A 19,656-nucleotide genomic window follows, 5' to 3' on the forward strand; every position below is an offset into this window, starting at 1 on the left:
CAGCATCGCCGGGATCTCGCGCTCCATCGTCAGGTTGGACGACGGAACGATCTGCCCGATCTTCAGGGTTTGATGCATGTGATCCATGTCAGTCCCCGATCTTGACGACCGGGTTGCGCAGCACGCCAATGCCATCGACCCCGCATTCGATCACGTCACCGGGCCACATCCATTCCTGCGGATCACGCCCCGCGCCAACGCCTGCCGGGGTGCCGGTGGCGATGATATCGCCAGGCTCCAGCGTGATGCCAGACGAGATGTCGGCAATCAGCGTCGGGATGTCAAACAAGAGGTGTTTGGTGTTGGAGCGTTGCTTTTCCTCGCCGTTCTTCTTGAGCCAAAGCACCAGATTATGCGGGTCCGCGATATCCTCGGCGGTCACAATGGCGGGACCAAAGGGGCAATAGCTGTCCTGCCCTTTGGAAAAGATCCACTGCCCCGCCCGGCGGTTGTCGCGGGCCGAGACATCGTTGATCACCGAATAGCCAAAGACGTGGCTCATCGCGTCATCCTTGGAAATCCGCGTCGCGCGTTTGCCAATGATAACTGCCAGCTCCACCTCCCAATCGAGCATCTGCGTCATCGACGCGTTGTGCTGGATCGGCTCGCCGGTGGCGATCACGCTGGTCGGCGGCTTGGAGAACACCACAGGTTGCTTGGGCAGGTCCTTGGACGTGTCCAGAGACTTTGCGCTTTCGGCGACATGTTCGACATAGTTCAGACCGATGCCAAAGATGTTCTTGCGCGGCCGCGGGATGGGCGCCAGCAGGCGCAGGTTTTCCTCCGGCACCGCGATCCCTGCGGGGCGTGCGTCTTCGGTTTCTGACAGCGCGCGCGTAATCGCCGCAAGCGCATCGGGGCCGAGGTCGATCAGCGTCAGCATGTCCGAGGGGAGCGCCGCGCCCACCGCATCGCCCAGGTATTCAACGTCAATGACAAGACCGTTCTGAACAACGCCAAGGCGGGCTTCGGCGGCAATGCCGTCGCGATAAGTAACGAGTTTCATGTTGGGTATCCTGTAGTTATCCGGTGACGACCTGATGGCCGCCATTGTCTTTCAAAGCCTGTTCCGCATAGAAGCCGAGCTTTCGCATGGTCGGCAGGTCATGGAACGAAAAGAGGCAGGCATCCTCGCCGCTTTGAGTGTTGCAATGCTCGTGGAACATCCAAGGTGGCACGCAGAAGATGTCCTTTTCCTTCCAGTCAAAACGCTTGCCGTTGATCACGGAATAGCCTTCGCCCTTGGCCACCTGATAGATGATGTTGCCGGTGTGGCGATGCGCTTTGGTGTGCTCCGACGGGCGCAAAAGTTGCATATTCGCGCCCATGGTCAGCATCGGATCGGCGCCGGTCTTTGGGTTGATGTAGCGCATGATTACCCCGTCATAGGGCGAGCCGTCGGTGACGCGGGCGTAGTTTTGCAGCGCCTCATAGGTCTGATCCCAACGGAATTTCAGCAGCGGCGAATAGGATTGGTCCCATTTGTCCAGCTCCGGCATCAGCGCCGGGGCGCCATAGGTCGCGGGGCTGTCATCCAGTGGCAGATCGCTGGTCTGGTAATCCTCCGGATGCACTTCGTAGAAATTCGCCTCAAGCGCGTTGGTCAGCGGAATGTCCAGCCCGTCCTGCCACAGGCAGGTGCTGCCGTCTTCCTCGATCCCGTGCTCGTGCCAGGTGCCGTTTGGGGTCAGTACAAAATCCTTTGCGCCGAGGCTCATCTTGTGGCCCTCGACGATGGTATAAGCGCCGGTGCCTTCCATGATGAACCGCAGCGCCGAGGCCGCGTGCCGGTGTGCCCCGGCCCGTTCGCCCGCCTTCATGGTCTGGATGCCCGAAAACAGCCAGCCGCAGGCGGCGCTGACGTCCTGACGCCTGGGGTTGCGCAGATAGACGACACGCCGCCCCGCATCCTCGGGGCGCACCAGATCAATGGCGCGCAGAACCTGCGGGCGCAGATCTTCCCAGCGCCACAGGACCGGATCGGATGCCGGGGTCGGCTCCCAGGGTTCGATCGCATTGGCAACGGTCCAAAGCGCGCCCGTCTCCTGCTTTGCCAGATCCTTGTAATAGGCTTCCAGTTCCGGCGTATCGCGCACCCGTGCGCGACCCAGAACATCGTCTTTATTGGCGGTCTCAGTCATGGCTTCCTCCAGTCTCGATCAGATTAGGATTGTTCGCTCTCGCCCGGCATTGGCACCGCGCTCAGATCCGCATCGGGTGCTGGTCCGCTGTTCAGGCTGACGGCGGACCGCGGCGCCTGATTGACCCTCAGATCAAAGACATCAAAGCGGTTGTAGTGGCCGGTAATGTCGTGCATCTGCTTGGGTTGAATGCATTTTCCCAGGTCGATCTCGGTGTAGACGATGCCTTCGTCGTCAATCAGACCGGGAACGACCTCGCGCCCGTCCGGCCCGATGATCCCGGAATAGGCGCTCGACTTGCGTTCCAGCAGCGCCCGCGCATCGGGGCGGAGCTTTTCCATCTCGGTGATGATTTCATCCGAAACCGTGGAGGTGGCGATGACGGTAAAGACCTTGCCCTCAAAACTATGCGACATTCCGCGCAGCTTGATCGCCTCGGCCATGTCATAGTCGGGCGGCGCCACCGGCAAGGAGATGTAGCTGGCGGCGTGAACCAGCTCTCCCTGCGCCAACAGCGTGAAGCGCGCCAGAGTGTTGGTGTTTTCGCCGCAGGCCAGCCCGCCAAGGGGGCCGATTTCGGTGTCATAGACCTTGAGACTGGAGCCATCGCCCCCTGTCCAGGTCAGCTTCTCTGCCCAGGTGGGAACCAGTTTGCGATGCTTGCCCAGGATCTCGCCATCCGGCCCGATGAACAGCAAGGTGTTATAGAGCGCACCCAGCGACACCGGGCTGCGTTCGTTCAGACCGATCACCACATAGCAGGTGTTGGCCCGGGCCGCGGCCTGGATCTTTGCGACCTCGGGCCCCTCGGCAAAGACCGACGCCCGGACCAGTTTTTCAAACCACGCGCCGCCCGTGACCGGGTCGGTGATCCAGTTCCAATAGGGGTATCCGGGAATGAACACCTCCGGGAAAACCACCAGGCGCGCCCCGTTTGTGGCCGCCTCCGCGATCAGGCGCGCTGCCTTTTCCGCGGTTTTTACGGCGTCCAGAAAGACAGGGCTGGCCTGAACCGCCGCCGCTGTGAACTTGGGAAAGTCATTCAATGGCAACATAGTCGTCTTCCTTTTTAGAATGGGATGCTGGGATGCGAACAAACACAGCAGAGACGCTCCGGTCCTGCGCATCATTCGACCACGACCGCGCAAGAGTCGCCCTCTGCCCGAAGTCGGCCATGAAAGAGCCCCGTCCAACCCGCCGAGGTCACGTCGGGGCGACCGAGACTAGCAGATTGTTATTTAACCGAATTTGACCTTTCGTCGGATTAATTCGCATCTTGGATGAATCTGGTCGTTGACTTATTTTACATATAAACTTATTCATTACCATACTTTTTTTGGGAGACGATGATGGCCGAACGATCCTTTGCGAAAGAAGTTCAGGACCTGAAGCTGGGAGAGGGCGACCTGTTCCGGGGCGAGGGCATCCTGGCAATCACCAAGGCCCTGCTGCAATCTGGCGTATCCTATGTCGGCGGCTATCAGGGATCGCCGATTTCGCATCTGATGGATGTGCTGGCGGATGCCAACGATATCCTGGACGATCTCGGCGTGGTCTTTCAAAGCTCGGCCAGCGAAGCGACAGCGGGCGCGATGCTCTCGGCCTCTGTCATGTATCCCCTGCGCGGCGCGGTGGCCTGGAAATCGACGGTGGGCACCAATGTGGCCTCGGACGCGCTGTCCAACCTCGCATCGGGCGGCGTCACCGGCGGCGCGATGGTGATCGTGGGCGAAGACTACGGCGAAGGCTCCTCGATCATGCAGGAGCGCACCCATGCCTTTGCGATGAAATCACAAATGTGGCTGCTGGACCCGCGCCCCGATCAGGCCTGCATGGTCAACCTGATCGAAAAGGGGTTTGAGCTGTCGGAGGCCTCCAACACGCCGGTCATGCTGCAAGTGCGGGTCCGCTCCTGTCACATGACGGGCGAATTTGCCTGCAAGGACAATAAGCGCCCCGATTTTTCGCTCACCGATGCCATGAACAATCCCGAACGGGATCTGGGCCGCATCGTTCTACCGCCTGCCGCCTATGAGCACGAGGTCGAGAAGATCAAGCTGCGCATGCCCGCGGCGATCGACTTTATCCGCGAACAGAAGCTCAACGAAGTCTTTGGCCCCACCGGCGCAGAAAAGACCGGGAAAACCGGGCTGATCGTTTTGGGTGGCATGTATAACAGCACCATTCGCGCGCTTCAGTTCCTCGGGCTTTGCGATGCTTATGGCAATTCCCGCGTGCCCATCTACGTGATGAATGTCGCCTATCCGACCATCAAGTCCGAGGTCGATGAATTCTGCGAGGGCCTCGATGCGGTATTGATGATCGAAGAAGGCCAGCCGGAATATATCGAGCAATCCATCTCCACCGTTCTCGCCCGCTCCAAGAGCCCAACCGCGGTGCACGGCAAGGATTACCTGCCGATGGGGGGCGACTATACTGCGGCGGTGCTGACCGAAGGGATCGGCCGCTTCCTGGAGGACTTTGAGCCCGCACAGCTCGGCAACCGTGCGCCCGTGCCCGATCCGGTTCCGATCCTGACCAACCCGGCGATCAAACGGCTGGCCGAGGTCGTACCGGCGCGCCCGCCAGGTCTGTGCACCGGTTGCCCGGAACGGCCGATCTTTGCCGCGATGAAAATGGTGTTCGAGGAAACCGGCAGCCACCATGTCTCCGCTGATATTGGCTGCCACCTGTTTTCGATCCTGCCGCCGTTCAACCTCGGCGCTACCACGATGGGCTTTGGCCTTGGCCCCGCCTCGGCGGCGGCCTTCAACGTCAAGGGCGCGAAACGCGCGATCTCGATCATGGGCGACGGCGGGTTCTGGCACAACGGGCTGACCAGCGGCGTCGGCAATGCGGTGTTCAACAAACATGACGGTGTCATTGTCATCGTCGACAATTTCTATTCCTCCGCCACCGGCGGTCAGGACATCCTGTCCTCCCGCGCCCATAACAAGCGGCGCAACACCAACAATTCCATCGTCGATGCGGTCAAGGGGATCGGCGCCAAATGGGTCCGCCAGGTCGACCACACCTATGATGTGACCAAGATGCGCGATGTGCTGAACGAGGCGCTGACCACCGACGCCGAAGGTCCCAAGATCATCGTCGCCTCTTCCGAGTGCATGCTGAACAAGCAGCGCCGCGTGAAACCGCAGCTGGCCAAGGCGATCAAGGGCGGCCAGCGGGTGGTGAAGGAGAAATTCGGCGTCGATGAGGATGTCTGCACCGGCGATCACGCCTGCATGCGGCTGTCTGGCTGCCCGTCGCTGTCGGTCAAGGAGCTGGACGACCCGCTGCGCGACGATCCCGTCGCCTCGATCGACAGCACCTGCGTGGCCTGCGGCAACTGCGGCGAGGTTGCGGATGCTGCCGTGCTCTGCCCTTCCTTTTTCCGCGCCGAGGTCACCCATAACCCGACAGGGTGGGACAGGATCCGGGCCAAGCTCTCCGGCTCCATCATCCGCTCCCTGCAAACCCGCCGCGAAAAGCGCGCCGTGAGCTTTGAGGCATAGGAATATGAAAGACGACACAGTCAAACTGAGCCTGAAACCCGCCGGCCCCGCGACAGAGCGGCCGATTTCTATCGCCATTGTCGCCATGGGCGGTCAGGGTGGCGGTGTCCTGACCGGCTGGATCGTGGATCTTGCGGAAACGCAGGGCTGGGTGGCGCAATCGACCTCCGTTCCCGGCGTGGCCCAGCGAACCGGGGCCACCATTTATTACGTCGAGATGATGCGCCCTGGCGAAAGCGGGCAAAAACCCGTGCTGGCGCAGATGCCGACGCCCGGCGATGTCGATGTGGTGATCGCGTCGGAATTCATGGAGGCGGGCCGGTCGATCCTGCGCGGGATCGTGACGCCTGACCGCACCACCCTCATTGCCTCCTGCCACCGGTCGCTTGCGGTCAGTGAGAAAATGGCCCCCGGCGACAGCATCGCCGACAGCAGCGCGGTGATCGACGCGATCGGCGTCGTCGCCAAGCAGGAGATCGTCTTTGACATGGACGCGCTGGCGGTCCGCAATGGCTCCGTCATCTCTTCCGCCATGTTTGGCAGCCTCGCGGCCTCCGGCACCCTGCCTTTTGAGCGCGCGGCCTATCACGCGGTGATCCGGAAGGGCAGCAAGGGCGTCGAGGCCAGTATCCGCGCCTTTGATGCCGCCTATGAGCGGACCACAAACGGACCGGAGCAACCGCAAGCCAATCCGCCCGAGGCCGCTGAACCCCTTGCCCCCGCCCTGCCCGCCGCGCTGCGCGACACGCGGGCCAACGCGCTTTTGATGCGCCTGCGCGCCGAGTTGCCTGAGCAGGCACAGCCGATGGCCTATCTGGGGGTGCAGAAGGTGGTCGAGTTTCAGGATACAGCCTACGGCAACGAATACCTCGATCTCCTGCGCGACCTCAGCCAGCGCGACCGCGCGGCACATGGCGAGGCGCATGGCTTTGCCTTCACCACCACAGCCGCCAAATACCTTGCCAATGCCATGGCTTATGACGATGTGATCCGCGTCGCGCGTATCAAAACGCAAAGCGCGCGCCGTCAAAGGGTGGCGCAGGAGGTGGACCTGAAAGAGGGCCAGCTCCTCTACACCACCGAATTCATGCATCCCCGCATGGAAGAAGCCGCATCTGTCCTGCCGGTCGGGCTGGCGACCTGGCTGAAATCCCGCAAATCGCTCTATGCTTGGCTTGACAGCCGCATCAACAAGGGCCGCCGCGTTCAGACCTATCGGCTGGGCGGATTTCTGATGCTTCACCTTGTGGGCGCCCTCAAGGGGATGCGCCGCAGGTCCCTGCGCCACAAGATGGAGGTCGCCCACCGCGACGCATGGCTGGCAGACGCCGCGCAGGCGCTGGAAAGCAACTATGCCCTGGGGGTTGCGATGCTCAGCTTCCGCCGGCTGATCAAGGGCTATTCCGACACCCACGTCCGGGGACATTCGAAATTCGAAAAGGTCATGCGGACCACAAAGTCGATCGCTGATCGTGATGACGCAGCGGAATGGGCGCAACGGCTGCTCACATCTGCAATCAAGGATGCCTCCAGCAAGGATCTGGACGGCACGATCCTGACCATCGAAAGTTTTGCAAGCCCATGACCCAAACCAGCACAGCAGCGGCGTTTCCACAGCCTATTCAGCGGCGGGAAATCCCCTTCCCGGATTGGAGCTACGCACATGTTTTCCGGCATGGAGAGTGTGATCCGGCTGGCATCGTTTACACGCCCGCCTTTTTCAATGTGTTCAACCGCGCGATCGAAGCATGGTTTTGCGAGTGTCTGGGTCTGTCATACTATGACTTCCTCGGCCCCCGCCGCATCGGGCTAGGCTATGTCAACGCGCATGCGGAGTTCTTTTCGCCGGTCAAAATGGGCCAGAAGGTCGATTATTTCATCCGGGTCACCCGGATTGGCGGCAAATCATATGCGCTGGAGCTGAATGCCATGCTTGGCGACACCGAAGCCCTGCGCGGCCTTTTTACCACCGTGACCACAGATCTTGACACGCATTCGTCAATCAATATTCCAACCGATCTGCGAGATGCGTTGAACAGATACGTGTTCTCGGATAATGCCTGACATGTAAAATTGTGTGGTTGCAGATAGATTGATGATGGCCCGTGATCCGTCTTCGGATACTTCAGATTATCGCAAGGACGAAACACGGCTCTGGCTCAGTGTGCTGGATGTCCATAATCTCGTCTATCCCGAACTGAATCGGCAGCTCAAGGAGCGGGCCGGTATCAGCATTTCGAAATTCGATGTGCTTGCCCAGTTGGAACGCTACCCCGAGGGGCTGAGCATGGGGGAACTCTCGGCCCGGCTCAAGGTCAGCAACGGCAATGTCTCCGGTCTGGTCCAAAGGCTGCGCAAGGACAAGCTGGTCGATAAATCAATGTCCGCCGGTGATAGACGGTCGTTTGTTGCGGTGTTGACACCCGAAGGCCAGCAGCGGTTTCAGGAGGCCGCGGCGGTTCACGCAGAGGTGCTGGCAGATTGCTTTTCGCATCTGAACGCCGACCGGCTCACGCAGACCATCGCGATGCTGAAATCCATCATCAAGAAACCAAGCGGCAAGGCACCCACTGATCATGCCCAAGAAACCTGACGACGTCGGCTTTCCGTTCAAGACGCCGGAACAGCTGTCGCAATACCTGCCCTATCTCATGACGCGGCTGACCAACCGTTGGCAGGTCAAGCAGGATGCCGACCTCAGAACCATCGGCATACAAGGCGCAACCATGCGGATCATGGCCTGCCTTGCCGCCTATAAGCAACTGACGGTAAACGAGGTCTCCGTGCTCTCGGTGACCGAACAATCCACCGTCAGCAGGCTGGTGGAACAGCTTGTCACCGCCGGCCTGGCACAGCGCGAAATCGACGAAGCCGATCAGCGGGTGCGGCGCGTGTCCCTGACCGCAAAGGGGCGCAAGAAGCTCCGCGAAACCGCGCCGGTGATCAATGCGAATTATCATCATATGACCGAAGACATCGACCCGGAGAAATTGGCCGTCTGTGTTGAAGTCTTGCAGACGATGCTCAAGAAAATACGTGTTCACGACCTTTGAGGGCTGGATAGTCAAGGGCCTTTGCTGAGCCATGCGCGCGTTGGCGACCGCAGCGCCGCCAACGCATCTTTGGCTAGAAACCGAACTCTGGGATCGCCAGCGCCAGCCAGGGCACCGCGATGAGCAATCCCAGCAGCAGCAAATTTGCGACCACATAGGGCGCGACCCCGCGAAAGAGCGTCCAGATCGAAACCCCTGGCGTATGTCGTTGCACGATAAAGACGTTCATGCCCATCGGCGGGGTAATCAGCCCCAGTTCGACGGCGACAACCACAAGAATGCCGAACCAGATCGGATCATAGCCAAGCGAGGCCACAAGCGGCGTCAGAACCGGCACGGTCAGGATCATCGCGGCCAGGCTGTCAAAGACCGCGCCAAGAACGATGTAGATGACACAGATCGTGAGAATGACCATGATCGGAATCGCCGCATAGCTTTGCACCCAGTCGATCAGCTGCCCCGTCAGGCCCGTGATGGTCAGAAAGTTGTTGAACACCAGCGATGCGCTCATGGTGACAAGGATCGCCGTGGTGGTCAGGACCGCATCCGACAGCGCATCAACGATGGTTCTGAAATCCGCCTTGCCGCGCATCGCCATAAGCGCAAACGCCCCCGCCGCGCCCACCGCGCCGGCTTCGGTCGGGGTGAAAAATCCCCAGTAGATGCCGCCGAGAACAAGCAGGAACAGACCGCCAATGGGCATGGTCTTGCGAAAGGCGCCGAGCCGTTCAATCCAGGGCAGGCGCTCGGCGCGCTTGCCCAACCCGGGGCGCAGGAAGACCATCAGCCAGGCCGTCGCCATGTAGAACAGCGCCAGCAGAATCCCCGGCAGGATGCCGGCCATGAACAGCGCCGCGATATCGGTCTCGGTCAAGATGCCAAAGATGACCAGGGGCACGCTGGGCGGGATCAATATCCCGAGCGTGCCTCCGGCCGCCACCGTGCCGCCCGCGAAGCCGACCTGATAGTGGTAGCGCTTGAGCTGCGGAATCGCGACGCGTGACATGGTGGCGGCGGCCGCGACAGAACTTCCGCAGACCGCAGCAAAGGCGCCCGATGCGCCGATCGTGGCATGCGCAATGCCGCCCCTGAGATGCCCGAGACAGGCCCGCGCAAGCGCAAACAGATCATCGGCCAGCCCGCCCCGCTGAATGAAGGCCCCCATCAGCACAAAAAGCGGAATCACCGAGAAGCCGTAGCTCGACATCGCGTCAAAGAACTGCTGGCCGACAACGGCTTCTGCCGCCCCGATCCCGCGATAGGCGGCAAATCCACCAAATCCGACCGCCAGGAGGGCCGCAACAAGGGGTACGCCAAAAAACGTAAGCGCAAAAAGCACGCCAAATCCAATCAGGGCCCCCGTCATGGCCTGTCCTCGCCCTCGGGAAGTGGCCCCCCGAACACGCGCCGGACCCCGAGGGCCTGAAGCGCGAAGATCGCCGCCGACAGGAAAAGCGAAATCGAGATGACCAGCGCAAGCGGCGCAACGGGGATCTGAAAATACCCCATCACGTCCTGATAATACCAGGCATCCGCCGCGTATCGCAGCAGGCTCCAACCTGCGATGCCGACAACCACGGCGGCGATCACCGCCACCATGCGCCGCCGCAGCCGGCCCCAAACGCCGGACGGATCGGGGTTGAACAGCTCCAGCACGAAATGGCTTTCACGCCAGGTGATCACCGGCAGGGACAGCGTAAGGGTCAGCAAGAACCCGACGCTGACCAAATCTATCGCTCCGGGAATGGAGCGCCCGATCAGTTTCCGCGCGACGACATCCCCAACGGTCACGACCATCATGGCAAAGAGAAACAGCCCCGCCGGGAGGATCAGCCGATTCAGCCTTCGTTCGAGCGCGAAGGAAACGGATCGTGCCTGCCTCATTTTGCGGCGCCACTCAGGTCGGCTTCAAGGGCATGGAAACGCTCCAGCACCGCAGCGCCGTCGATATCCATCTCGGACACGGAGGCGATCCAGGCTTCTTCGATGAAACCCATTTTCTCTTTCAGCTGGGCCTGTAGTTCGGGCGAGAATTCGCTGAGCGACATCCCCTGCGCTTCGAACCGCGCCAGTGTTTCGGCGACCTTTTCATCCAGAACCCTGGTGCGGCGGGCAAAGGCCTCGCCTGATACGTTCTCGATTGCCGCGCGCTGGTCCTCCGTCAGGCTGCGCCACTTCCGGTCGCTGATGATCAGAATGAAAGTGCCCGTGGTGGCAATGTCGCCCAGGTCGATGCCGCTCTTGGTGTAGGTCTCAAGGTTGAAGCCTGGCACATCGATCGGCGTAATCGTCGTGTAGGCGTCCACGATGCCCTTGGAAACGATTTCGAAATAGCGAAACGCCGGTCCAGCCACGACGCCATCGCTCACCGCACCCCAGGCGGTCGCGGCATTGCCGGTGACCGTTGCAAGGCGCGCGCCCTTGAAGTCTTCCAGCGTTTCAAACGTCTTGTCGTTGATGGTCCAGAACCACGTCTTGGGAAAGCTGAATGTGGACAGCACCTTGGCGCGTCTCAGATCCATCTTGTCGCGCAGCATCTCGTCATAGACATGCCAGATCGCGACGGACGTGACTTCGGTAGAATAGTTCGGGCCGGGGAATTCGGTGAAGGTCAGGCCCGTCAGGCGATTGGGCAGCAGGCCGGTGTATTGGATCGCGATATCGGCAATGCCGTTTTCCACCATGCTCAACTGCTCCGGCGGCGGCGCGAGGCTCGACGGAGCAAATTCGATCTCGACGCTGCCACCGCTTTCCTCTTTCACCGCGTCGGCCCATGGCACCAGAACGTCAGCATAAAGCGTGTGCGAGGGCGGGAAAAGCGTGCTGAACAGCAGCTTGGTCTCGGCCTGCGCGCTGCCAGCGAGCCCAACCACCAATGCAAGGCCGGATAAAAAAGCGGAATGTCTCATTTTCATGTCTTGGATCTCCCGGGAGTATGTATTGAGTGTTGTTGCCTCGGCGTCACGTTTGGCGGACACCGATGGATTTTATTTTCCTGGGCCTGGGTGCTCGGGAACCTTGCGAAGATAGTAGTCGCGATTGATATCCGGCACGTCGCCCTCGTCGAACACCCCGACCAGGATGCCGTTTGGCAAGGGGCCGTCGCCGGAGCGGCGTTCGACCTCTTCGTCGGACATGGTCAGCCGTTGCGCATCCCTGCGCGCCCAGACCGCCAGTTTCTGATAGAGCGTGTCGATGATCTCCGCATACTCCGGCCGATCTCCCACATCTTCCAGCTCCTGCGGATCTTTCCTAAGATCGAAGAGCATGGGGCGGAAGCCGCCTTCAACGTGAATCATCTTGAAATCATGACTTGCGATCATACACATCCGCGCATCGCGCTGACTTAGGCCAAGTGCCTTGCGCATAGGCAGTTGGGCAAAGGAATATTCGCTGATCACATAGTCGCGCCAGTCTTCCGGCGGTGTCCCATGCAGCAAGGGCAACAGCGACTTGCCCTCCACGATGTGGCCCGGCACCGTGCCCCCCGCGATGTCGATGAATGTCGGCGTCAGGTCGATCGCCTCGACCAGCGCATCACAGACCGTCCCGCGTGTCGTATCGGCCTCCGGCGAGGGATCGTAGATGATCATCGGCACCCGGACAGAAACATCGTGGAACATGTCCTTTTCGCCCAGCCAATGATCGCCCAGATAGTCGCCGTGGTCGGAGGTCACCACGATCAGCGTGTTCTCGGCCTGCCCGGTCTTGTCCAGATGATCGAGGATGCGGCCCAGTTCGGTATCGCATTGGCTGATCAGACCCATATAGGCGGGCACAACTTTTTCCCGTACCTCATCGCGCGAGAATGTCTCTGCGATGCCGCTTTCCATAAAAGCGGCATAGAGCGGGTGCGGGTCTTTGCGCTCGTCTTCGCTGCGCAGGACCGGAATGACGTCCTCGGCACCGTACATATCGTGGTAGGGCGCGGGCACGATGTAGGGCCAATGCGGTTTGATATAGCTAACATGCGCGCACCAGGGGCCTTGCGCATTGTCCAGAAACCCGATGGCCTGCTGTGTCAACCAGGGCGTTTCGCTGTCCTCTTCGGCAATATTGGCCGGTTTGTCGGCATGGCGCATAAACCAGCCGCTGGCCGTCATGCCGTCTTCTTCGCCGGCATTCGCGAAATCCGCCCAGGGGTTTTCGCCGCCATAGCCCCTTGAGCGCAGATATTCGTTATAGGGCTGCTGGTCGCTGTAAAAACCGTCTGGCCCCTGGCCGACCAGGCCGTCTTCGCGCACGATCACGTCAAAGCCGCATTCAGCCTGGCGCGCGCCGATTTCGCTGTCCGGGGCGAGACCCAGCCGCGCCATGCCTTCTGCATCGACGCGCATATGGGTCTTGCCCACCAGGTAACACCCCATCCCGGCCTTGCGCAGATGGTCCCCCATCGTCCATTCGCCCACGCGCAGGGGAAAATCGTTCCAGGCCGCCCCATGGCTGCCGACGTAGCGCCCAGTATAGAAGGACATCCGCGAGGCACCGCAAATGGTCGATTGCGCATAGGCATGGGTGAACCGCACGCCTTTTTTCGCCAGCCGGTCGATATTGGGTGTCTTGATGGAGGGATGACCGTAGCAGCCAAGGTAATCGAACCGCAGCTGATCGAACATGACGAAGAGTATGTTTTGCGTATTGGTCTTCATAAACCCTTGCTCTCGATGATAAGCCCTTGCGGAGGTGCCGCAAGGATTGATGGATCAAAGCTGAGCGAAGGATCCGCTTGTGTAAAATACCAGTCTCATGATGATCATATCATTCTGGATATGGCGCTGGGGCGCCTTGCACGGTGAAATCACTCAAGCCCCTGCGCGCGGACTTCATCCTCAAAGCAGGCCATCATCGCCCGTGCGAGGGTCGGCAGACGCGCCGTGCCGCCGATCGTTGCGATGCCGATCGACCCCATCATCGCCATGCCCTCGATATCGACGGCGACAAGGTCCCCGCGCCCCAGTTCCGCGCGCACGACCCCCTCGGGGCAAAATGCGACCATATCCGACGTGGCCAGCATGGCGCGAATGAAATCAAACGACATGGTCTCCACCGTGTTGGGAAACTGCCGCGCGCCATTCGCCATGATGAAATGATCAAGCTCATCCCGGATCACCACGCCCGGGTTCGGGATCATCACCGTGAAGTCGCACAGCGCATCAAGCCCATGGGTGCCCTCGGCTAGTTGGTGGTCCTTGCGAACCACAAAAAGCAGCGGCTCATTGTATAGGTGGTGAAAACTGACGCCATAGGTGTCTTTCGGATTGTCCTGTCGCCCGACCAGCAGGTCCACATCACCGTTTCGCAGGCTTTCCGTCATATCCCCCGCGGCGGTGGCCATCACCCGCGGCGTCACATGCGGAAACATCTTCTTGAACCGCTGGGTGACACCCGGAAGAATGGACCGGCTGATGCTGGGCGCGACCATTACGGCCAGCGTGCGCTTGGTGGCTGTTCCGTCGAACAGGTTGAACGCCTGTTCGATCTGAGCAATACCCGAGCGGACATATGTATAAAGCGCCTGCCCGGCGGGGGTCAGGCTCACACCCTCGTTGCTGCGCTCAAAAAGCCGGTTGCCGACCAGGTGCTCCAGCTCGCGGATGGTCCGCGACACATTCGGTTGCGCCGTGTGCAGGGCCTGGGCGGCCTTTGTCACCGACTTACAATTGGCGACCTCCAGGAAAAATTCCAGTTGGCGCATGGTGAAAGGCTGACGGCTCACGGCGTTGCCCAAAAAGTGGCGGAATGGTCCTCGATCTTCATCTCAAAGCGCACCCTCGTTTGCTGCTGGAACCAAAGCCTGCCCCCCTATCAGGCCCGCTTCTTTCGGCCCTGGCAAGCCCAAGACCGGCAGTATGACCAAAAGGCGGGAAATGGCGCACGGATGTCTCAAATCGCGACCATCCTGCCGGTCATTTGCGCAACCCGCGCATGGACCGCCGCCTCCGGCCCAATTGCGGCGAAAGGTTTGAAAATCAGCAAAGATCCGCCCCCCGGAACGGGCAACCTTTGCTTGACTGAATTTTATTTCATACATAAAACTATGTATAAGCATAGAGTAAGATCAGCGCGCAAGAGCGCCATAAGAATCGGCCGGATCGCGCAGATCCCGTCCGACACGACGATCATCAGGGCGCAAGAGCGCGCCGGGCCTGATCCGCTTTGTGACAGCCAGCGCCGCAGGCGCGAAATCGGCCAAAATGACATCATCAAAGAAATCCCGGAGCACCGGACTGTCATCCCAACCAAAACAGAAAAGGCGGCACACACCGCCATCAACAACGGAGAGAGAAATGAAAATTTGGTACCAGAGCTACGTTGATCTGGAAAATGGTGCGACCTACTGGGAACATCTGCGCAAGAACCTGAATGCGGCGATGTCTCCGGGAACAACCGTGGATATTCACGGCATCACGCCCTATGACAGCTATGCCCACCCGCTGGTCGAATTCCGCTGCGCCCGCGAGATGATCGCCAATGTCGTCAAGGCAGAGCGCGAAGGCTACGATGCCGTCGTGGTCGGGCATTTCCAGGATGCGGGCCTTTATGAAGCGCGCAGCGTTGTCGATATCCCGGTGATCGGCCTCGGCGAGGCGACGATGCTCTGGTGCTGCCAGCTGGGCCAGCGCCTTGGCATCGTGACAATCAACCCCAGGTTCATCCCGTGGTTCCATCAGCAGATCGGCAAATACGGCCTGCGCGACCGGGTCACCGGCGTTCATTCGCTGAGCTTTGAGCCGGGCCAGATCCTCGGGGCCTATGGCGACGAGGAGAAGGCGATCGAGGTCAAGGGTCTGTTCGATAAACAGGCGGAACCTCTGGTGGAGCAGGGTATCGACGTGGTGATCCCGGGCGGCGGCATTCCGATGGTGCTTTTCTCGCAGTTCCAGAACCACAATGTCGGCGGCGCGCCGGTGATCAACGGCATCCCGATTGCGCTCAAAATGGCCGAAATGGCGGTCAGCCTGAAGCAGTTGACCGGCCAATCCGTCAGCCGCACAGGCGATTACGTCAAAGCCCCGCCAGAGGTGATCGAAGAATTCCTGACCCATCCGAAGGGGCTCTGACCCTCCGCATTTAACGCCGCCGCCGCATCTCGCCGCCATCCAGCAAGGGCCCTGCGCCTGTGGATGGCGGCGCGGCGGCCTTCCTTTCAAGCTATCTGGAAATACAATGACTGACAAACTCGTCTATACCGCCACAGTGACCGCCCAAGGTGGTCGCGATGGCCGCGTCACCAGCGACGACGGCAACCTCGACGTCGCCCTGGTTGTGCCCAAGGCATTCGGCGGCCCCGGCGGCGCGGGCACGAACCCCGAACAGCTTTTCGCCGCCGGCTATTCGGCCTGTTTTCTCAGCGCGCTGAAGCTGACCGCCCGGTTGGAGAAAGTGACACTGGAGCATGAGCCCGGTATCGAAGCTCAGGTCGGCGTTCTGTCAACCGAAGACGGCTACAAACTTGCGGCGACGCTGAAGGTGTCCATGCCCGGCCTCGACAAAGATATGGCGGAAAAACTTGTCGCCGGGGCGCATGAGCGCTGCCCCTATTCCCGCGCGACGCGGGGCAATATCGACGTCACGCTAGAGGTCGTCTGAGCCGGTCTTGCCGCAAGCAAAGGCCCGCCGAATGAGATCCGGCGGGCCTTCTTTCTCTCTGCCGGGTTCAGGACACCACAGCCTGAATATCGGTGTAGGATGCAAGGCCCTCTTCGCCGAACTCCACACCCAGCCCGGACTTTTTGCGACCGCCGAAGGGAACATCGGGCCGCAGCATGCCATGTTGATTGACCCAGCCCGTGCCGGTCTCCAGTCGCAGCGCCAATTGACGCGCTTTTTCCACGTCAGAGGACCAGATCGAGCCGCCAAGCCCGTTTTCATTCCGGTTCGCCATCTCGATCGCCGCGTCGATATCGCTGTATTTGATGATGGGCAGCACCGGGCCGAACTGCTCGGATTGCACAAGGGGATTGTCGTCGTTCAGGTCGGCGATCAGGGTCACAGGGTAGAACAACCCCTCGCCCGGGGCCCCACCGGTGAGCACGCGCCCCTCCTTTGCGCCCTCTTCAACCAAACGCGAAACGATATCGAATTGCATCTGGTTGGCCAGCGGACCAAGGATGGAATCCTCGTCAGTGCCCGGTCCCGTCTTGATATTGCCAGCAAACTCCGCCAGCGCATCGCAGACCTCATCATAGACATCCTCGTGGACATAGAGCCGCTTGATCGCGGCGCAGGCCTGGCCGTTATTGAAGAACGCCCCAAAGAACAGACCCTCAGCGATCGCCTTGGCATCCACGTCGGGCAGGACGATCGCCGCATCATTGCCGCCCAGCTCCAGCGTCAGCCGTTTCATCGTGTCAGCCGCGCTGGACATCACCTTTGCCCCCGTCCGGTTCGACCCGGTCAGGATGATCTTGCGAATGCCCCTATGCACGGACATCTCCGCCCCAAGGTTCGAGCTTTTGTCATCGCAGGTCACACAGTTGATCACCCCCGCCGGCAGAACCTCGTTCATCAATTCGACCATGCGCAGCGTTGCCAGCGGTGTATGGGGCGATGGTTTGAGGACAACGGTATTGCCGGTGCGGATCGCGGGCAGCACGTGCCAGATCGCGATCGCCAGGGGAAAGTTCCACGGTGTAATCGACCCGATCACCCCCAGCGGTTTGCGGTGCAGCTCAACCTTGCCGGTCTCGTCATCCTGAATGACCTTGACCGGCAGTTTGGTGCTGGCGGTATGCTCCGCCCAGTCCTTCAGCAAGCCAACCTCAAAACGCGAGCCAATCCCGTTCAGGGGCTTGCCCTGCTCTGCTGTCATGAGCTGCGCCAGTTCCTCGGCATGCTCCTCCAGCTTGGCAGAGACCGCGCGAATGGCAGCGCATCGCGCCTCGTCTGTGATCAAGGACCAGGTCTTGAAGGCTCGTGCAGCGCTGTCGACGGCGGCATCCAGATCTTTGCTCTGACCATTGGGCGCATATCCGATCACGGCCCCCGTCGCGGGGTTGGTGACCTCAAAACCAGTGGGTGCCGACAGTTTCTTGCCGTCGATGATCATGTGATATGTGGGCTCTGACGTCATTTTACCTCTCCGATGTGATCTTGATCTGGTCCGCGGGCGTCCTGCAAAGCAGCGCCGTGCCTAGCCGAAGCGGCGAATGTCATAGGGCGCGGGATCGACCAACGGGACGGCCCCCGTCGCAAGATCCGCCGCCAGCTGCCCCGCCGCAGGGCCAGTTCCAAACCCATGACCCGAATAGCCGGTTGCCAGCGTGAGCCCTTCCCAGTTCGGGACAGATCCCATGACCGGCAGGGAATCCGGCGTGACGTCGATGGCGCCGCCCCAGGTCTCTGCGATCTCGGCGGTCTTGAAGGCGGGCCAGGCCGCGATCAGATTGTCCATCGCTTCCTGGATCAGGGCCGGATTGGCCATTGGATCCATCGTGCGGGTGCGTTCGAACGGGGAAATCCTGCCGTCCTTCCATTTGCGCGTCAGCGCATAGTCACTGAAAAAGTCCCGCCCAAGCGACGGCCGCAGGTTGCGCCAGTTGGCCCGCAGGGTCGGCACATATTTCAGCCCGATCCGCGCGTGATCCGGCATCAATGGCGCGCTCATCGCCGCGCGCTGGGTTATCGTATAGCCGCCGTCCTTGCGTTTTCTGAACGAGAAATCCGGCCCGGCCACCGCGATATCGGTCGGCCCCTCCATCGGAGCCGTCCGCAGAACGGAGCCGATGATGGGCAGGCTCGGCAGGGATATGTTCAGATTCCCAAGGAACTTGCGCGACCACAAACCACCCGCGAGGATCACATGCTCGCAGGCGATTTCCCCGCGTTCTGTGACAACGCCGCTGACCTTGCCACCGGATGTCGCCAGGGTCCGAACCGCGCAATTCTCAACGACGATTGCCCCTTTCTCGATCGCCGCACGGGCAATCGCGCTCGCCGCGAGGGTCGGTTCGGCATAGCCATCGGACGCGGTGTATAGCCCGCCCTGCCAGCTGCGGCTGCTGCCCGGCACCAGACGCGCCACTTCGTCCGAGCTCAAAAGTCGCGAGTCAATGTTCAGATCCTTGACCGCCTCCAGCCATTTCCGGTTCGCGGCCACCAGCTCTTCGGTGTCGGCCAGGAACAGGATGCCGTTCTGCTGATAGCCGACATTCGACCCGGTGCGCTGTGCCATCTCGGCCCATAGCTTGTCAGCTTCAATGGCCAGCGGCGCATCCTGCGGCGAGCGGTTGGTTTTCCTGATCCAACCCAGGTTGCGCGAAGACTGTTCCGCAACAACGCGGCCCTTTTCGAACACGACGACGGGGACACCCCGCTCCGCGAGCGTCAGGGCGGCAGACAGCCCGACAATGCCGCCGCCGATAATGGCAACCGTCGTCTTTTGCGGGACATCGGCATGTGTCTGAACGGGTGTAACGATGGGGGCCATGAAGGATCCTAGTCATCTGACGGCGCCGGGCCTGCCCTCTTGGGCCAACCCGGGTCTTGAGGTTAAAGGGTGATATATGTGGCTTCGGCCTTGGAGGCCCCGCGAATGGCGGTCACCTCGATCTCCATCTTGTAGATGGTGGAGCCCAAGGGCGGGCAGGTCAGGGTCGAGGCCGGATCTATCCCGCGGAATTTGTCGCCCAGTACCTGGCCCACCGCATCCGCATCCGCAGGGTTCGGCACAAACACCCGGATGGCAACCACGTCCTCCAGGCAGGAGTCGACCGCCTTGAGCGCCCGTTCGACATTGGAGATCGCCATGTAGGATTGCTCTGTCACGCCTTCGGGCATTTCTTTTGTCTCCGGGTCGCGACCTGCGGTATTGGAGACAAAGATCTGGTCGCCGACGCAGACCAGCCGGGAATAGCTGGCGATCTCTTCGTATTTGGTTCCGGTTTTCACACGGATGACTTTGGTCATAAGACTGCTTTCTGCTGAAACAATAGTAGATTCTGAGGC

The 19,656-nt window shown here is 60.7% G+C and carries 19 protein-coding genes; 8 read left to right on the top strand and 11 right to left on the bottom strand.

Translation table 11 applies throughout. The features are described 5' to 3' along the window. Nucleotides 1-88: 88 nt before the first annotated feature. The 3 genes from HCZ87_RS01395 to HCZ87_RS01405 are packed head-to-tail and all read right to left on the bottom strand — an operon-like array spanning nt 89 to nt 3,196. Nucleotides 89-1,006 (bottom strand): fumarylacetoacetate hydrolase family protein, encoded by a 918-nt coding sequence (locus tag HCZ87_RS01395; protein ID WP_167641980.1) that lies wholly within the window; start codon nt 1,004-1,006, stop codon nt 89-91. 16 nt (nt 1,007-1,022) lie between these two features. Further along, on the bottom strand, nt 1,023-2,141 hold the full coding sequence (locus HCZ87_RS01400; RefSeq protein ID WP_167641981.1) for a cupin domain-containing protein: 1,119 nt from the start codon (nt 2,139-2,141) through the stop codon (nt 1,023-1,025). Nucleotides 2,142-2,164: 23 nt separating this feature from the next. Next, a complete protein-coding gene (locus tag HCZ87_RS01405) occupies nt 2,165-3,196 on the bottom strand; it encodes a carbon-nitrogen hydrolase family protein (protein ID WP_167641982.1) in 1,032 nt (343 codons plus the stop codon). 294 nt (nt 3,197-3,490) lie between these two features. Between HCZ87_RS01405 and HCZ87_RS01410 the strand changes: the two genes are divergently transcribed. Genes HCZ87_RS01410 through HCZ87_RS01430 form a run of 5 tightly spaced genes read left to right on the top strand, consistent with a single transcriptional unit; the run spans nt 3,491 to nt 8,709 of the window. Then, nucleotides 3,491-5,656, top strand: coding sequence for an indolepyruvate ferredoxin oxidoreductase subunit alpha (locus tag HCZ87_RS01410; RefSeq protein ID WP_167641983.1), 2,166 nt, complete (start codon nt 3,491-3,493; stop codon nt 5,654-5,656). A 4-nt stretch (nt 5,657-5,660) separates the two neighbouring features. Then, entirely contained in the window at nt 5,661-7,241 is a 1,581-nt protein-coding gene (locus HCZ87_RS01415) for an indolepyruvate oxidoreductase subunit beta family protein (RefSeq protein ID WP_167641984.1), read from the top strand. After that, nucleotides 7,238-7,720: a thioesterase family protein gene (locus HCZ87_RS01420; RefSeq protein ID WP_167641985.1), complete on the top strand. Its 483-nt coding sequence runs from the start codon at nt 7,238-7,240 to the stop codon at nt 7,718-7,720. Before HCZ87_RS01415 ends, HCZ87_RS01420 begins: the two co-directional genes overlap by 4 nt. A gap of 31 nt (nt 7,721-7,751) precedes the next feature. Next, nucleotides 7,752-8,249: a MarR family winged helix-turn-helix transcriptional regulator gene (locus HCZ87_RS01425; protein ID WP_167641986.1), complete on the top strand. Its 498-nt coding sequence runs from the start codon at nt 7,752-7,754 to the stop codon at nt 8,247-8,249. Then, nucleotides 8,233-8,709, top strand: coding sequence for a MarR family winged helix-turn-helix transcriptional regulator (locus HCZ87_RS01430; protein ID WP_167641987.1), 477 nt, complete (start codon nt 8,233-8,235; stop codon nt 8,707-8,709). Before HCZ87_RS01425 ends, HCZ87_RS01430 begins: the two co-directional genes overlap by 17 nt. Before the next feature lie 73 nt (nt 8,710-8,782). On the opposite strand, the gene HCZ87_RS01435 is transcribed toward HCZ87_RS01430, so the two are convergent. The 5 genes from HCZ87_RS01435 to HCZ87_RS01455 form a co-directional block, all read right to left on the bottom strand. Then, a complete protein-coding gene (locus tag HCZ87_RS01435; RefSeq protein ID WP_167641988.1) occupies nt 8,783-10,075 on the bottom strand; it encodes a TRAP transporter large permease in 1,293 nt (430 codons plus the stop codon). Further along, the gene (locus HCZ87_RS01440; RefSeq protein ID WP_167641989.1) at nt 10,072-10,593 is read right to left on the bottom strand and encodes a TRAP transporter small permease; all 522 of its coding nucleotides are present in this window, start codon (nt 10,591-10,593) and stop codon (nt 10,072-10,074) included. The genes HCZ87_RS01435 and HCZ87_RS01440 overlap by 4 nt, the downstream gene beginning before the upstream one ends. Next, nucleotides 10,590-11,618: a hypothetical protein gene (locus tag HCZ87_RS01445; RefSeq protein ID WP_167641990.1), complete on the bottom strand. Its 1,029-nt coding sequence runs from the start codon at nt 11,616-11,618 to the stop codon at nt 10,590-10,592. Before HCZ87_RS01445 ends, HCZ87_RS01440 begins: the two co-directional genes overlap by 4 nt. Before the next feature lie 78 nt (nt 11,619-11,696). After that, nucleotides 11,697-13,358 (bottom strand): alkaline phosphatase family protein, encoded by a 1,662-nt coding sequence (locus HCZ87_RS01450; protein WP_167641991.1) that lies wholly within the window; start codon nt 13,356-13,358, stop codon nt 11,697-11,699. 149 nt (nt 13,359-13,507) lie between these two features. After that, a complete protein-coding gene (locus tag HCZ87_RS01455; RefSeq protein ID WP_167641992.1) occupies nt 13,508-14,404 on the bottom strand; it encodes a LysR substrate-binding domain-containing protein in 897 nt (298 codons plus the stop codon). Between HCZ87_RS01455 and HCZ87_RS01460 the strand changes: the two genes are divergently transcribed. The 3 genes from HCZ87_RS01460 (at nt 14,396) to HCZ87_RS01470 (ending at nt 16,299) form a co-directional block, all read left to right on the top strand. After that, complete coding sequence (locus HCZ87_RS01460) at nt 14,396-15,025, top strand: hypothetical protein (RefSeq protein ID WP_167641993.1); 630 nt, start codon at nt 14,396-14,398, stop codon at nt 15,023-15,025. The two genes, HCZ87_RS01455 and HCZ87_RS01460, sit on opposite strands and share 9 nt — an antisense overlap. Further along, nucleotides 14,997-15,770, top strand: coding sequence for an aspartate/glutamate racemase family protein (locus HCZ87_RS01465; protein WP_167641994.1), 774 nt, complete (start codon nt 14,997-14,999; stop codon nt 15,768-15,770). Before HCZ87_RS01460 ends, HCZ87_RS01465 begins: the two co-directional genes overlap by 29 nt. Nucleotides 15,771-15,876: 106 nt before the next feature. Next, complete coding sequence (locus HCZ87_RS01470) at nt 15,877-16,299, top strand: organic hydroperoxide resistance protein (RefSeq protein ID WP_167641995.1); 423 nt, start codon at nt 15,877-15,879, stop codon at nt 16,297-16,299. A gap of 67 nt (nt 16,300-16,366) precedes the next feature. Here the strand turns inward: HCZ87_RS01470 and HCZ87_RS01475 are convergent, their stop codons facing one another. The 3 genes from HCZ87_RS01475 to HCZ87_RS01485 form a co-directional block, all read right to left on the bottom strand. Next, complete coding sequence (locus HCZ87_RS01475) at nt 16,367-17,782, bottom strand: aldehyde dehydrogenase family protein (protein ID WP_254868484.1); 1,416 nt, start codon at nt 17,780-17,782, stop codon at nt 16,367-16,369. A 60-nt stretch (nt 17,783-17,842) separates the two neighbouring features. Next, on the bottom strand, nt 17,843-19,138 hold the full coding sequence (locus tag HCZ87_RS01480) for an FAD-binding oxidoreductase (RefSeq protein WP_167641996.1): 1,296 nt from the start codon (nt 19,136-19,138) through the stop codon (nt 17,843-17,845). A 62-nt stretch (nt 19,139-19,200) separates the two neighbouring features. After that, nucleotides 19,201-19,617: a Rid family hydrolase gene (locus HCZ87_RS01485; RefSeq protein ID WP_167641997.1), complete on the bottom strand. Its 417-nt coding sequence runs from the start codon at nt 19,615-19,617 to the stop codon at nt 19,201-19,203. Nucleotides 19,618-19,656 lie beyond the last annotated feature (39 nt).

Source organism: Phaeobacter sp. HF9A (assembly GCF_011806385.1).
Classification (GTDB): domain Bacteria; phylum Pseudomonadota; class Alphaproteobacteria; order Rhodobacterales; family Rhodobacteraceae; genus Epibacterium.